Below are 14,309 nucleotides of genomic sequence, written 5' to 3'. Positions count from 1 at the left end.
CAAGATAAATGTCTGCAAGAAAGCAAGAAAGTGTGATTTTTGGAACGAAAATTGGGAACTTATTTTGGTTGCATGCGAATCGCGCCATCCAAACGGATCGTTTCACCATTCAACATCATGTTTTCGATGATGGATTTTGCCAATTGTGCATATTCATTTGGTTTACCCAAACGGGATGGGAACGGTACCATTTTACCCAAAGCATCTTGCACTTCTTGCGGCATACCTAACAACATCGGTGTTTCAAAAATGCCTGGGGCAATTGTCATCACGCGAATACCATTGCGCGATAAATCACGTGCCATAGGTAAGGTCAATCCAACCACCGCAGCTTTAGAAGAAGCATAGGCTGCCTGCCCCATTTGGCCATCAAAGGCAGCAACAGATGCGGTGTTAATAATGATGCCGCGCTCTTCTTGTATCGCTTCAGTTTTGCTCATCGCTTCTGCTGCTAAGCGTGCCATGTTGAATGTGCCGACCAAATTAATATTCACTACGCGCTGGAATAATTCCAATGGGTGCGCGCCCTCTTTGCCGACTGTTTTGACAGCGGGCGCAACACCTGCGCAATTGATCAAGCCGCGCAGAGTACCTGCTGCAGTTGCCGCAGCGACGACTGCCTGACCATCAGCTTCTTGTGTTACATCGCATTTAACGAAAGTCGCATTCAATTCTACTGCCAATTTTTGCCCAGCTTCTACCTGCACGTCAGCAATCACCACTTTACCGCCATTTGCAGTAATCATGCGGGCAGTTGCTTCACCTAAACCAGATGCGCCGCCAGTGATAATGAATACATTGTCTTGAATTTGCATACTTCCCTCTGCTCTAAAATAAATTTAATAAGTTGAATAAGAATTTCATCAAACGCTGGGCGCTGATTTCGGCACCATGACGTTAACGTAAACGTCAATTATCCCGCTTTTCGCTATTTGTAGAAAGTAAAAAATACACGGACAAGAAAAAAGCAGTGATTGCGTCACAATCACTGCTTTTTTGATCAACACTTACTTCAAATTTTATTGCAAGCTACGCAACATCATTAGACATTATTTCGATGCCGCTTCGCTGGCTGAAGCCGCTTTTACCTTAACCACATCTAAACCAACTGGCGCTTCTATCTGTGGCAGCACATCTGCTTTATGTGAAATGATTGGTGCGGCTTGCACTGGCGCTTTCAACCAAGGTACCAGAGGGAAAAGAGGCACCAATAACAAAGCGACGATATTGATAATTTTAATCAAAGGATTCACCGCAGGACCTGCTGTATCTTTGTAAGGATCGCCTACGGTGTCGCCGGTCACTGCGGCTTTATGCGCCTCAGAACCCTTGCCACCGAAATGTCCGTCTTCGATATATTTCTTTGCATTATCCCAGGCACCACCACCGGTGGTCATGGAAATCGCCACGAACAAGCCAGTGATAATTGTCCCCATCAACATCCCACCCAAGGCAGCTGGACCTAAGGTCAAACCCACCAGAATTGGCACGGCGACTGGCAACAAAGAAGGCAAAATCATTTCTTTAATCGCAGAGGCTGTCAACATATCAACTGCTTTATCGTACTCTGGCTTGCCGCTACCATCCATGATGCCTTTAATATCACGGAATTGACGACGTACTTCGACCACCACAGCACCCGCAGCACGTCCTACAGCTTCCATCGCCATCGCGCCGAACAAGTATGGAATCAATCCACCGATAAACAATCCAACGATGACTTGTGGATCCGATAAATCAAATTTCACTTCCAGTCCGACAGAACTTAATGCATGAGTGTAATCCGCAAATAAAACCAGCGCAGCCAAACCTGCCGAGCCAATCGCATAACCCTTAGTCACAGCTTTCGTCGTATTACCCACGGCGTCAAGAGGATCAGTAATTGCACGCACTGATTCATCCATACCCGACATTTCAGCAATACCGCCGGCATTATCTGTAATCGGACCATAGGCATCGAGGGCAACAATAATACCTGCCATTGACAACATGGAAGTCGCTGCAACCGCGATTCCATACAAGCCGCCGCCAAATTTATACGACACCAAAATCGCCACGCAGACTGCCAGTACTGGATATGCAGTAGATTTCATAGACACACCGAGGCCAGCGATGATGTTTGTGCCGTGGCCAGTTGTAGAAGCTTCTGCAATATGGCGTACTGGTTTGAAATCGGTGCCCGTGTAGTACTCAGTGATGTAGACCATCAAGCCAGTCAAGACGATCCCAACCACAGCCGAAATCAGCATTTGCTGACGCATCACATCATCTTTGAACAACATGAAAGTGACGACCGCAAATCCGATCAAAGACAATCCTGCCGCCCACCACAGACCTTTGTATAAGGCTGACATAATTTTTTGACCTGGTGTGTGTTTGACCAGTGAGCAACCGACAATCGACGCCGGAATCGATACTGCACCCAGCATCAGCGGATATACAATTGCTTCGGTCACTGCGTTCGTCACCATCAGTGCGCCAAGCAACATGGTCGCAATTAAGGTGACGACATAGGTCTCAAACAAATCGGCGGCCATACCAGCGCAATCACCGACGTTGTCACCAACGTTATCGGCAATCACCGCTGGATTGCGGGGGTCGTCTTCAGGAATGCCAGCTTCAACTTTACCAACCAGATCAGCGCCGACGTCAGCGCCTTTGGTAAAGATACCACCACCGAGACGGGCAAAAATAGAAATTAAAGATGCGCCGAAAGCCAGGCCAATTAACGGCTTGATCAAATCATGCTGAGACATTCCTGTGGCGGAGCCACTGGTCAGATACATGTAGAACAAAGCGACACCGAGCAAGCCTAAACCAGCGACTAACATCCCAGTGATCGCACCGCCCTTAAACGCCACATCCAAAGCTTGGTTCATACCTTTGGTCGCTGCTTGTGCAGTACGTACATTGGCACGTACTGAAACATTCATGCCAATAAAACCGCAGGCGCCAGATAACACTGCGCCAATCAGAAACCCAACTGCGGTGATGGGGCCGAGACCCGGCAAGATCGCAATCGCAATGAATAAGACCACACCCACCATCGCGATGGTTTTGTATTGGCGAGCCAGATAAGCGGCTGCACCTTCTTGAATCGCTGTCGCAATTTCCTGCATACGGGCATTCCCCGCATCCTGTTTCAAAATCCAACTTCTTGTAATTAAACCGTAAAGTACCGCTAGTACTCCACACGCTACAACAATCCACAGACTTAATACCATGTTGACGCCTCCAATTTTTGTTGGTGTTGATTGCGCTTAGCTTTTGACTTTACACGCATCACACCGTTTATAGAAATAAGCGAAATAGAACAACTGACATTTTTGTTTTTAAAACTGAATCTGGTATTGGGACACAAAAACTACACAGAAATTTACTGACATTAACGAATCAAGGACCTCCATTAAAAATAAAAATAAAAATCAAATCCAACCGCCGAGTAGAATTCAAAAGCAAAACACTCGCAAAAAGTAAACTGCGTGGACGAAAAAAAAGCGGACACAAAGTCCGCTTCCTTTATTCTGACAGTGCCGCGAATGCCGCGTCACGTATGGCATCAACCGCCCCGACGCCTGCAATCTTGCGGTATTTAGGTGCACCTGATTTACCAGATTTTGCCCAATCACCATAGTAACCAACCAAGACCTCAGTTTGACTATGATAAACCGCTAAACGTTTTTGCACGGTTTCTTCTTTATCATCATCACGCTGCACTAAATCTTCACCGGTGTCGTCGTCTTTACCTTCAACTTTAGGTGGATTAAATTTCACATGATAAGTACGACCGGAACCTGGATGTACACGGCGACCACTCATACGTTCGATGATCGCGCTATCAGGCACATCAATTTCTAAAACATAATCAATCGAAACGCCAGCATCTTTCATGGCATCTGCTTGTGGCGTAGTTCTTGGAAAACCATCAAACAAATAACCGTTTGCACAGTCGTCTTGTTTCAAACGTTCTTTGACCAAGCCAATAATGATGTCATCGGATACTAAACCACCAGCATCCATCACTTTTTTCGCTTCCACGCCTAGCGGCGTTCCTGCTTTCACCGCTGCACGCAACATGTCTCCAGTAGAGATTTGTGGAATACCAAATTTTTCCTTAATGTAATTGGCTTGCGTGCCCTTGCCAGCTCCGGGTGCTCCCAACAAAATAAGACGCATTTTTATTTCCTAGACGAGTTTAATATTCTGTAAGCCTTGTAAATAAAGATTTGCAAGACTGTGTAATTCTTGAGGTAGATCCGATTATTTTTTTGTGATGGTGACGCAAAGTCACCGTCATTTATTTTGTTCTTTACGAAATTTACCACAGTTTTTTCCGCTTGAAACGCTTTCCACGGGCAAGCTCATGGATTTTTGCCACAAGTTCAAAAAAATGTTCTGACACGTTGCAAATCGTCTAGCGTATCAACCCCAGCAGCTGGACTTTGGTCGGTCACATGCACCGCAATGGAGATCCCATTCCACAACACACGTAATTGCTCAAGCGCCTCAATTTGTTCAAGGGGAGAAATAGGCAGCGCCGGATAGGCTTGCAAAAATTGATTTTGATATGCATACAAACCAATGTGACGCAAAGCTTTATACCCACTCGGCATGGCTTGCTGATCTTGCGCGAAAGCATCGCGTGCCCATGGCATAGGCGCGCGTGAAAAATACAAAGCACGACTCATTTTGTCTAAAACCACTTTGACCACATTAGGGTTGAACAACTCTTGCGTCGTATGAATTTCGTGCGCTGCGGTGGCCATCGGTGTTTGCGGATTAACCAAAGCTGCGGTAGCTGCAATTAAGGCCGGATCGATCAAAGGTTCATCGCCTTGTACGTTCACCACCACAGCATCTGCAGACAAGCCCATCGCTGCCGCAACTTCGGCAATTCTGTCAGTACCTGAAGGGTGATCAGAACGGGTCATCTGCACCTCAATACCATGGTCACGACAAGCGGCAAAAATGTCTGCATGATCAGTGGCGACCACGACTTGAGCCGCGCCCGATAACATGGCACGTTCGGCAGTGCGTACGACCATAGGTTTACCACCGATATCTGCTAAAGGCTTATTTGGCAAACGAGTTGAGGCCAGACGCGCTGGCACAATCGCGATAAAACTCATGATGTACTTACTTGGTTAATTAATTAGGGATGATCTACGGGGATAGTACGCGCCTGGTCTTCCCACATAATTGGAATGCCATCACGAATCGGAAATGCTAAACGGTCGGCTTTACAGATCAATTCTTGCGCAACTTTATCGTAAACCAAAGACCCTTTGCATAAAGGGCAGACCAGAACGTCAAGCAGACGTGCATCCATGTTTTTTCTCCGAAGTTAATTCGAGCAACTTGAGTAGCTGGTTCTTAAATTCTGCATCGAGTTCAGCAGCAACCGGCACCAGCCAGATACGCGGATCGTCACGCAATCCCGCAATTTGCCTACATTTTACTGCATCCTTCTCCGTGATAAGGATGATTTCAGCGTCTTCATGTTGAAATAATTCAGTGAAAAAAGCAAAATGGTCGGGCAGAGGCATCGCTTTAAAGACCAGTTCTTGCGCACTTAGCATAGAAAAAAAACGTTGCGGATTCCCGATTCCAGCAGCGGCGAGTATTTTCTTACCGCGCATGGCAGACAAAGACTGCCGCAATGTTGACTGGCTTAAATTAATCAACTCAGCCATTTGCAAATGCATAGAAAAAACTTCATCACCTATATCATCGACCTGATCGGGTTTAGCGGAATTTAAAATCGTGAAATCCCGACGACGACTTGCTGGCTCGCGTAGTGGGCCAGCTGGCAACAACCAGCCATTGCCGATGCCACGTTGATCGAACATGAGGATTTCTATGTCGCGCCCTAATGCATAATGCTGTAGACCATCATCTGAAATAATGACATCAACTGTTGGATGCGAACTTAACAATTGTTGGGCACTAGCGACGCGATTACGTCCTACAGTCATAGGACAGCCAGTGCGCTGCACGATCAACAAGGGCTCATCCCCAACTTCACTTGCCAGCGAATTTTCACTGACTTCTTGTATTCGCTCGACATGGGCGCCATAACCACGTGAAATAACACCGGGATTCCAGCCAGCCTGACGTAAAGTCTCTACCAACCAGATCACCAAAGGCGTCTTTCCGGTACCGCCGATATAAATATTTCCAACGATGATCACTGGCACCTTGACCTGCGTTTGTCGACGATATCCAAGCACCAACAAGCCGAAACGAAAGTTCAGCAGCAATCCAAATAACTTGGACATAGGCCACAATAACAAAGCGATCATCCCGCGCTTTGACCATGCTTGAATGAAAAATGATTCGAGACTAGCGCGCAACAAATACTCCAGACAAGGTTAGAACGACGACAAACTGAACAAATTAAAGATCAATCAACAGATCAACTTAGAGATCGTTCACAAGAAAAAAGAGAGTGCTGCCACTCTCTTTTTTAAATGCGTAACTGAAAATTAGAAAATAACTATTTCGCGTTAGAGGTCGCCTGCGCCGCAAACGTCACTTTCGCTAAACCGGCAATACGTGCCGCTTCTAGTACGTCAATCACAGACTGATGACTAGTAGCCCGATCCGCATTGATAATCACAACTGGATCAGCGGCGCCAGCTTTACCTGCGCTCAGACTTTCTGCCGCTTTCTTCAAATCGTTTGCGAGCGTTGCTGCATCGAGAAAACTGACTGCCTCACTATTAATTTTGTAGCGTCCTTGCGCATCAATACCGATTTCAATTTGACTTGGTTTTTCTTGGGCTTTTTCTGCATCCGCCGTTGGCAAAGTAATTTGCAATTCGGTGAATCGGCTATATGTCGTTGTCACCATCAAAAAAATCAAGATCACCAGTAACACGTCAATAAAGGGAATCAAATTGATTTCTGGATCTTCTTTGCCCCGTCCTTTACGAAAATTCATACGACTACTTTCTCGTGCTGTGAACAATGTCGACAAACTTGACCGCTTGCTGTTCCATTTCGACCACAAAGCTATCGGCCAAGGCACGGAAATGACGATAGAAAATCATCGCAGGCATTGCAATTAACAGCCCGAAACCGGTGTTATACAAAGCCACAGAAATACCATGTGCCAATTGTGCAGGATTCGCACCAGATGCATTTTGCGAGCCGAAAATTTCGATCATACCGACGACCGTACCAAACAAACCCATCAATGGTGCCAGAGATGCGATGGTACCTAAAGTCGTCAGGAATTTTTCTAATTCGTGAGCAACCGCACTGCCCGCTTCTTCGATCGATTCTTTCATCACTTCACGCGGTGCATTCACGTTGCGTAGGCCTGCCGCTAATACGCGTCCGAGCGGAGAATTAATCGCTAACTGATCAATCACTTCCTGTTTGATTTTGCCACTTTGATAGACCCGAATTACCTCATCCAACAAAGTCTTAGGCAAAATTCTTTGTCTCCTCAAAGACAAAGTTCGCTCAATAATTAAGGCCAAAGCGACAATGGATGCCACCAACAAAAAATAAATCGGCCAACCAGCGGCCTGAATAATTGCGAACAAATGACACTCCTTGCCAGAAAGATCTAAATAAATCGTCGCAGCTACGAATAACTACGAATAAACACTCAGCCCGCAATGTATCGTGTTGTTCGGCACTGGGCAAGTACATGCACAGGATTATTTTTTGTGAAATCGATCCGAATAAATCAAGATAAAATAAAAACTAATCAAAAATACATTTACAAAGTTGTGCACAGAAACTGTGTGCAAGATTGTGGATATCCTTGGGGCTAAATTCTAAGTCCTTGATTTTAAATGCATTGATTTGGGAGCACTTAAATTGAGCAACATCACAAATCATAATAAAAAAGCATTTATTCTAGGTTTTCCACAGTCAATACAGTAAGTTGAAATATGTCCCTAAGTTTTGCACACAAACTGTGGAGAACTTTGTGCACAAGCGCTTCACATCAATCTAAGTAATTGATTTACATCATAAAATTATCCCTGCGTGAAATTTAAGCAAAACTACTGCAAGTCAACATTAAGCGGATTTATTGTGTAATTAAGCTAGAAAATTTGATTAAATTAGGCAGTAGCGTTGAATAAGTCCAAAGTTCTGCACATAAAATGTGGATATCTTTGTGAACAAGCTAGTGACATGCCACTAAGTACATGATTTCATTGAGATTTGTAGTACTGCTACAAAAACTGGCAGTTAAACGTTTAATTTCCCCAAAGAACTTCTTCCAATTTCGGCATCATTTCCTGTGGATAACTTTGTGCATAAGCACAAAATATTTACACGTAAAATTCTGATTTTTTTACACGCTTTACAGTTTTTAACATTTATGCCTTTAAGTTAAAGTAATTTAATCATTTAAAATCAAAGACTTATACAATTCATCTCAAATATTTTTGACAGAAAAATTTGTGCATGACATGCTTGTACCTTCTCTGCATAACTGTGGACAGCTTTTCTTCGCTAAGTCTTATGGCATCAAATTATTCACCACAAAACCCGCAAAAAACCGAGGGAGTTATCCCTGTTTCGGCGTTAAACCGCGCTGTTGCGCAACTACTAGAACGAAACTTCCCATTGACGTGGGTTTCCGGCGAAATTTCTAATTTTACCCGCGCCACTTCGGGCCATTGGTACTTCACCCTCAAAGACAGTGCTGCTCAGGTGCGTGCGGTCATGTTTCGCGGCAGGGCACAATATGCGAACTTTATGCCGCGCGAAGGCGACAAAGTTGAAGTACGTGCGCTTGTCAGCCTGTACGAACCCAGAGGCGATTTTCAAATCAATGTCGAAGCCATAAGGCGTGCCGGCGTTGGCAACTTATACGAGGCTTTTTTACAACTAAAATCCAAGTTGGCGGATGAAGGGCTGTTTGATCCTCAGCGTAAAAAATCGATTCCCAGGTTTGTCCGACGCATAGGTGTGGTCACCAGTCCAAATGCAGCGGCGTTGCGCGATGTGCTCACGGCTCTGCAAAGACGTACACCGCATATCGAAGTCATCATCTACCCCTGCCCTGTGCAAGGTGAAGAAGCAGCTGCCAAAATCGCGCAAATGGTCGCGCTAGCCGAAGCAGAAGCACGCTGTGATTTACTGATCGTATGTCGCGGCGGAGGCAGCATAGAAGATTTATGGGCATTCAACGATGAAATGTTAGCCCGAACAATTGCCCATTGCGCCTTGCCCGTCATTAGCGGTGTCGGGCATGAAACTGATTTTACGATCACTGACTTCGTCGCCGACTTACGGGCGCCGACCCCAACCGCAGCAGCAGAGATGGCGGCAACACCGACTGCTGACTGGATTGCCACACTCGCTCACTGGCAACAATTAATGCAGCGACAAATCCGTCGTCAAGTGGATGGACAAGCGCAAAATTTAGACTGGCTCAGCCATCGCTTACAAAGTCCGCGTAGCGCGTTGCAAACGAAACGCCAACAAATCATTCATTCAGCGCAAAGCCTACGTTTCGCAATGACGCAATCATTAAGTGCCGCGCAAACGCGTTTTTTGCAGTTGCAGTCCAAGTTGGCGCATCAGAAGCCGAACAGCGCCAACTCACAAGCAAAACTCAAACAATTGAGCTTACAATTCAGAGTTAATCAGCAACATCAGTTACGCCAACAAAGAGCCTTGCTTACTAGCTTGCAAGAAAAAATGGAAATGCTAAATCCTCAGCGAACGCTAGAGCGTGGCTACGTGATTTTGCAGCAAGCTGATGGGAAATTAATCCGGAGTGCCGCGCAAATCAAATCAGGTGACATTCTAAAATTACGCACGGCGTCGGATACGAGCGAACTACAAATTGCGGGTATCGACAAACCGAATTGAATGCATTAGCTGCAAGCCTTTCGACAAAAGCTTACAATATTGGTTTTAGCACGGCCTGGTTTCAGTTTTACAAATCAGTTTGTACTTGTTTTGACGTATTTCTGCGGTTTTTGCGCATTTTTATGATTAACAATGCAAATTGATCTCTCAAATTAATCCCTCATTCATTACTAAAGGATCTGCCATGGAACATACTTTGCCAGCATTGCCATACGCCATCGACGCTTTGGCTCCACATATTTCTCAAGAAACTTTGGAATACCACTACGGTAAGCATCATCAGACGTATGTCACTAACCTGAATAATCTGATCAAGGGCACAGAATTTGAAAATGCTACTTTGGAAGAAATCGTCAAAAAATCTTCCGCTGGTATTTTCAATAACGCAGCGCAAATCTGGAATCACACTTTCTACTGGAATGGTTTGAAACCAAACGGTGGCGGCGCTCCAACCGGTGTTTTAGCCGATGCGATCAATGCAAAATGGGGTTCTTTTGATGCATTCAAAGATGCTTTCACAAAATCTTGCGTAGGCAACTTCGGTTCCAGCTGGACTTGGTTGGTGAAAAAGGCAGACGGCACTTTGGATATCGTGAACACATCCAACGCCGCAACGCCATTGACAACAACAGACACACCATTGATCACTTGTGATTTGTGGGAACACGCTTATTACATCGACTATCGCAATGCACGTCCAAAATATTTGGAAGCATTCTGGGCCTTGGTTAACTGGGAATTTGCTGCTGCAAATCTGGCATAATCCTGAAGTGAATGCTAAGTATCTAAGTTAAAACCTGAGTTAGAACCTAAGTTAAAACCTGAGTTATAACTTACTTTGAACCTAACTTAGCGCGTAAGAATCAGCCTGCGAAGCATTCGCAGGCTTTTTTATTAGCCCAAAAGTAGCACTTAAAGCCGTCGCATAATGTGCTCTGTTGTATACCGTCAGCTTATGCATTATTGAGCAAAAAATGAACACCGTCGGCCACCAATCTCGCAATCCGATTAACACTTAATAACAGTAAGAACTACCATGCGTTCACAAATCCGCCGAATTTCTATCCTGATCAGCATCTCGCTATGCTGGATGACGTCAACTTGCTTGGCACAAAATTCAATGTCGCAGGCAATGCAGGATCTGCAGGTGCTTTCCGGCGAACAAATGCAAGGACGCGAAATCGGCAGCCCTGGTAGTGCGTTGGCGCGTAATTACATTCTTAAGCGGATTGCAGAACTTGGGTTAAAGCCTTGCACGACAGCCTACATTCAGGAATTCAAAGCAAGCAGACCGAGTCCTTCGCCCGAAGGAAAAAACATTATCGCTTGCCAATTTGCAGACGATAAGGCTGCGAAGTATCTGGTAATCTCCGCGCATTACGACCATCTGGGAATGAACTATAACAAGATTTATTTCGGTGCCGACGATAACGCATCCGGTGTAGCCGGCGTGCTAGCCATTGCACAAAATTTGAAAGATAAGGCGATTAAACACCATATGGTGTATGCATTTTTTGATGGAGAAGAGCAAGGATTGCAAGGTGCGCATGCATTTGTCAAACAATCTTGGATTCCGCGCAAAGACATTAGCGCCAATCTCAATTTCGACATGATTGCACGCGGCGACAAAAATGAATTATTTGTCAGTGGTACCTACCATAATCCTGAACTCAAAACTATCCTGCAAGACCTGAATGGCACGCAAGGTATTCGCGTTTTATTTGATCACGACAAACCAGATCAGGGCAACGACGACTGGACCCCGCAGTCCGATCATTATGCATTTTTCCAAGCAGGCATACCGCATCTCTATTTTGGCGTTGAAGATCATGCCGACTATCATAAAGCGACCGACAAATTCGAAAAAGTGAATCCGCAATTCTTTGATGGTGCGATTACGATTCTGCAAAAAGCAGTGCAGCTTGTCGATCAACAATTTGTTCGAAAGAATTAGAACAGACTGGTAACTTGTGAGTGAAAAAAAGGACGCATCCCGGCGTCCTTTTTTTTCGTCAAACTATCAGTTCATGCAACTATTGATGCTTTACCGGAAACAGGAAAGTTTCCAACAACTGCTTCCAACCAGGCTCCTTACCATACATGCGAATACCCATCGCGAATACACGCGTTGCCGCCGATTTAAACCACCACAGGCAAGCGAGCAAGAGGCTGAGCGACAGCAACCATTGCCACCACGGCACATCGACATAAGCCATCCGCAGAGGCATCGCGGCAAAAGATGTGAGTGGAAATACACTCAATACTTGCATCATCAAACCTTCTGCATTATCGATTCCGCTGTAGGCAAGCCCGACGGGAATGGCTGGCAAGAACATCATGATGCTGCGGCTAGAGTGATTTGGATCATCAATGGTCGCAGCAAATGCTGCCATAAAACTATTGACGAGTAACAATCCTAAAATCACAAACAATAAAGTACTGAAGATTTGAAATCCGGTGACCGGAATACCAATTTCTGGTTTATCCGAAATCACTGCGGCACCTTGAATAAAAGCGAAAAAAATCAAGCCATAAGTGAGCATTGTTTTCAAACAAAACAATGAGATACCTAGTATTTTTCCCTGTATCCACTGCGATGGCGAGATCAAGGTCAACAATTGTTCCGTGACCCGGTTTTGCTTCTCACTGGTGATGCCGGTGAACAGATAACCAAAGCCTGAGAAAATCCCCATGATCAGCAAAAACAAAATGGCGCCGCTGAATAAACTGCGTCCCTTCTCGTCCTTATCATCCTTTTCTGGTTTTAGCAGAACCATCTTAATTTCTGGTAGCTCTGTAATTTGCTGACGCTGTTGAGGGGTTAAAGGTAATTGAGCAATTTGCTGTTCTTGCTGCCAGTTTTGTAAACTCAGTTTGAGTTTAGCTTGCCAGCTCGCCTTTTCTTTGAGCGTCAACTGCACTTGCCCACTCTCGATCTGAATAATGGCGTGCCAGCTATCACCGAGATTTTTCAGCACCTCTGCTTTTGTGTTGGGACTCACTTCGCTGAATTGGAATCCCTCCAATTTAGGTAAATGACTGATACCAATCACTGCGACTTGATAATCCTTGTTCAATGCACCTTTCACGTAAGGCCACACGATAGAAAAACCCATACCGCAGAGCATTAAAGCAATCGAGATAATTTCTTGTTTCCATTTGAAATAGCGCTTAAATTCAAACGCGGCGATTGTCCAGGTATTCATGCGGTCTCTCCTTGCATCGCTTGTGACTGTGCGGTTGGTAGTGAATTCTGTTGCACGTTTTGTTGCGCGTTCTGTTGCGCATTGTGGTTCTGTACCGCTGTCAAATACAGATCATGCAAGGCAGGCTGTATTCGGCCAAAATCACAAAGCTCACCCAGTGCCATCACTTGCTGCAACAATTGATTGACACTCGCACCTTCCTGTATGCGCAACACAAATTGCGTTGCGGAATTCTGTTCAAGTGACAACACAGTGCTACAAGCTGATAAGGCATCGCTGGAAATGGATTGCGTAAAAGTGAGTTGATACGATTTCTCTGGGCTTAATTGTTCTACTACTTCAGCCAAGCTACCGAGCGCAACTTGCTGCCCCTTATTCAATAACAACATCGCATCTGCTAATCGCTCAACCAAGGCCATTTGATGCGCGCTCAATAAGATAGTCGTGCCACTCTGCTTTAACTCATTCAGTATGCTTAATACATGCTCTTGATTGACGGGGTCGAGGCCAGAAAACGGTTCATCTAAAATCAATAACTGAGGGCGATGAATCAGGCAACTGATCAATTGCACTTTTTGCTGGTTGCCTTTCGACAGTTTGCTCAACTTATCTTTAGCTTTTTCTTCCAGATCAAAACGCGGCAACCAGATAGCGAGCTGTTCCTGAATTTGTATTTTATTTAATCCACGTAATTTGCCGATATACGTCAGATTTTCCACGACAGATTTATCGGGATACAGACCACGATCTTCAGGCAAATAAGCAAAACTAGTTTCGGGAATCTTAGTGATACGCTGACCATTCTGAAAAATACGGATCTCGCCTGCATCGGGCATCGTCAAACCAACAAGCATGCGGATCAAGGAAGACTTGCCTGCCCCATTCGGTCCTAGCAAAGCAAAAATACTGCCAGGTGCCACACGAAAACTCAAGGACTGCACTGCCTTTACTTTGCTATAGGTTTTCTCTAAATGTTCAACTTCTATACCTATCATGGCTTACCTCAATCAAAATACGAATTAAATAAAAAATAACAATTGAAATTTCTAAGTGTTCAATATAAACATGCATTTTCAATCGAAGTGTAGCGTGCGATGAAATACGAAAGCATTGCTTCAAAATACGTATTTCCGACAATAAAAAAGCGAAAGGCTGAACTTCCTTTCGCTTTTTTCACATTTGCGCGATTGCTCTCTCAATTGCTTTGTTGATTGTTCGATCGATTGAGCGACTTCACTATGCAATAATTTGTGCAAA

At 44.9% G+C, this 14,309-nt stretch carries 13 protein-coding genes; 3 read left to right on the top strand and 10 right to left on the bottom strand.

The window, feature by feature from the left end:
- Window positions 1–59 precede the first annotated feature (59 nt).
- The 8 genes from ACO0KW_RS01575 to ACO0KW_RS01540 all read right to left on the bottom strand — a co-directional run bounded on the left by ACO0KW_RS01575 (window position 60) and on the right by ACO0KW_RS01540 (window position 7,553).
- Entirely contained in the window at window positions 60–815 is a 756-nt protein-coding gene (locus ACO0KW_RS01575) for a 3-hydroxyacyl-CoA dehydrogenase (protein WP_423049973.1), read from the bottom strand.
- Window positions 816–1,049: 234 nt separating this feature from the next.
- Window positions 1,050–3,224, bottom strand: a complete 2,175-nt coding sequence (locus ACO0KW_RS01570) for a sodium-translocating pyrophosphatase (RefSeq protein WP_423049971.1) — start codon at window positions 3,222–3,224, stop codon at window positions 1,050–1,052.
- Between the two features lie 295 nt (window positions 3,225–3,519).
- On the bottom strand, window positions 3,520–4,176 hold the full coding sequence (gene adk / locus ACO0KW_RS01565; protein WP_423049970.1) for an adenylate kinase: 657 nt from the start codon (window positions 4,174–4,176) through the stop codon (window positions 3,520–3,522).
- A gap of 206 nt (window positions 4,177–4,382) precedes the next feature.
- Window positions 4,383–5,129, bottom strand: coding sequence for a 3-deoxy-manno-octulosonate cytidylyltransferase (gene kdsB / locus ACO0KW_RS01560; protein ID WP_423049968.1), 747 nt, complete (start codon window positions 5,127–5,129; stop codon window positions 4,383–4,385).
- 23 nt (window positions 5,130–5,152) lie between these two features.
- Window positions 5,153–5,329: a Trm112 family protein gene (locus ACO0KW_RS01555; RefSeq protein WP_423049966.1), complete on the bottom strand. Its 177-nt coding sequence runs from the start codon at window positions 5,327–5,329 to the stop codon at window positions 5,153–5,155.
- Window positions 5,310–6,353 (bottom strand): tetraacyldisaccharide 4'-kinase, encoded by a 1,044-nt coding sequence (gene lpxK / locus ACO0KW_RS01550; RefSeq protein ID WP_423049964.1) that lies wholly within the window; start codon window positions 6,351–6,353, stop codon window positions 5,310–5,312. Before lpxK ends, ACO0KW_RS01555 begins: the two co-directional genes overlap by 20 nt.
- A gap of 143 nt (window positions 6,354–6,496) precedes the next feature.
- Window positions 6,497–6,943, bottom strand: coding sequence for an ExbD/TolR family protein (locus ACO0KW_RS01545; RefSeq protein ID WP_423049962.1), 447 nt, complete (start codon window positions 6,941–6,943; stop codon window positions 6,497–6,499).
- 4 nt (window positions 6,944–6,947) lie between these two features.
- On the bottom strand, window positions 6,948–7,553 hold the full coding sequence (locus tag ACO0KW_RS01540) for a MotA/TolQ/ExbB proton channel family protein (protein WP_423049960.1): 606 nt from the start codon (window positions 7,551–7,553) through the stop codon (window positions 6,948–6,950).
- A gap of 934 nt (window positions 7,554–8,487) precedes the next feature.
- On the opposite strand from ACO0KW_RS01540, the gene xseA reads away from it, so the two are divergent.
- From xseA to ACO0KW_RS01525, 3 genes are all read left to right on the top strand, one after another.
- Window positions 8,488–9,846, top strand: coding sequence for an exodeoxyribonuclease VII large subunit (xseA, locus tag ACO0KW_RS01535; RefSeq protein WP_423049958.1), 1,359 nt, complete (start codon window positions 8,488–8,490; stop codon window positions 9,844–9,846).
- Window positions 9,847–10,030: 184 nt separating this feature from the next.
- A complete protein-coding gene (gene sodB, locus ACO0KW_RS01530) occupies window positions 10,031–10,609 on the top strand; it encodes a superoxide dismutase [Fe] (RefSeq protein WP_423049956.1) in 579 nt (192 codons plus the stop codon).
- Window positions 10,610–10,882: 273 nt separating this feature from the next.
- On the top strand, window positions 10,883–11,800 hold the full coding sequence (locus tag ACO0KW_RS01525; protein WP_423049954.1) for a M28 family peptidase: 918 nt from the start codon (window positions 10,883–10,885) through the stop codon (window positions 11,798–11,800).
- Between the two features lie 79 nt (window positions 11,801–11,879).
- On the opposite strand, the gene ACO0KW_RS01520 is transcribed toward ACO0KW_RS01525, so the two are convergent.
- Window positions 11,880–13,052, bottom strand: coding sequence for an ABC transporter permease (locus ACO0KW_RS01520; RefSeq protein ID WP_423049952.1), 1,173 nt, complete (start codon window positions 13,050–13,052; stop codon window positions 11,880–11,882).
- Complete coding sequence (locus ACO0KW_RS01515; RefSeq protein WP_423049950.1) at window positions 13,049–14,047, bottom strand: ABC transporter ATP-binding protein; 999 nt, start codon at window positions 14,045–14,047, stop codon at window positions 13,049–13,051. The genes ACO0KW_RS01520 and ACO0KW_RS01515 overlap by 4 nt, the downstream gene beginning before the upstream one ends.
- Window positions 14,048–14,309 lie beyond the last annotated feature (262 nt).

It is taken from the genome of Undibacterium sp. Ji22W (assembly GCF_049340305.1).
In the GTDB taxonomy this organism is placed as follows: domain Bacteria; phylum Pseudomonadota; class Gammaproteobacteria; order Burkholderiales; family Burkholderiaceae_D; genus Undibacterium.
The sequence above is the reverse complement of the archived record's forward strand: the minus strand, read 5'-3'. Positions and strand labels throughout refer to the sequence as shown.

What these genes read in the sequence shown, in the direction of transcription:
- ACO0KW_RS01575 (WP_423049973.1), bottom strand. Translation starts at nt 815, where the DNA reads ATGCAAATTCAAGACAATGTATTCATTATCACTGGCGGCGCATCTGGT.
- ACO0KW_RS01520 (WP_423049952.1), bottom strand. Translation starts at nt 13,052, where the DNA reads ATGAATACCTGGACAATCGCCGCGTTTGAATTTAAGCGCTATTTCAAA.
- ACO0KW_RS01545 (WP_423049962.1), bottom strand. Translation starts at nt 6,943, where the DNA reads ATGAATTTTCGTAAAGGACGGGGCAAAGAAGATCCAGAAATCAATTTG.
- ACO0KW_RS01515 (WP_423049950.1), bottom strand. Translation starts at nt 14,047, where the DNA reads ATGATAGGTATAGAAGTTGAACATTTAGAGAAAACCTATAGCAAAGTA.
- sodB (WP_423049956.1), top strand. Translation starts at nt 10,031, where the DNA reads ATGGAACATACTTTGCCAGCATTGCCATACGCCATCGACGCTTTGGCT.
- adk (WP_423049970.1), bottom strand. Translation starts at nt 4,176, where the DNA reads ATGCGTCTTATTTTGTTGGGAGCACCCGGAGCTGGCAAGGGCACGCAA.
- xseA (WP_423049958.1), top strand. Translation starts at nt 8,488, where the DNA reads ATGGCATCAAATTATTCACCACAAAACCCGCAAAAAACCGAGGGAGTT.
- ACO0KW_RS01570 (WP_423049971.1), bottom strand. Translation starts at nt 3,224, where the DNA reads ATGGTATTAAGTCTGTGGATTGTTGTAGCGTGTGGAGTACTAGCGGTA.
- ACO0KW_RS01525 (WP_423049954.1), top strand. Translation starts at nt 10,883, where the DNA reads ATGCGTTCACAAATCCGCCGAATTTCTATCCTGATCAGCATCTCGCTA.
- ACO0KW_RS01555 (WP_423049966.1), bottom strand. Translation starts at nt 5,329, where the DNA reads ATGGATGCACGTCTGCTTGACGTTCTGGTCTGCCCTTTATGCAAAGGG.
- kdsB (WP_423049968.1), bottom strand. Translation starts at nt 5,129, where the DNA reads ATGAGTTTTATCGCGATTGTGCCAGCGCGTCTGGCCTCAACTCGTTTG.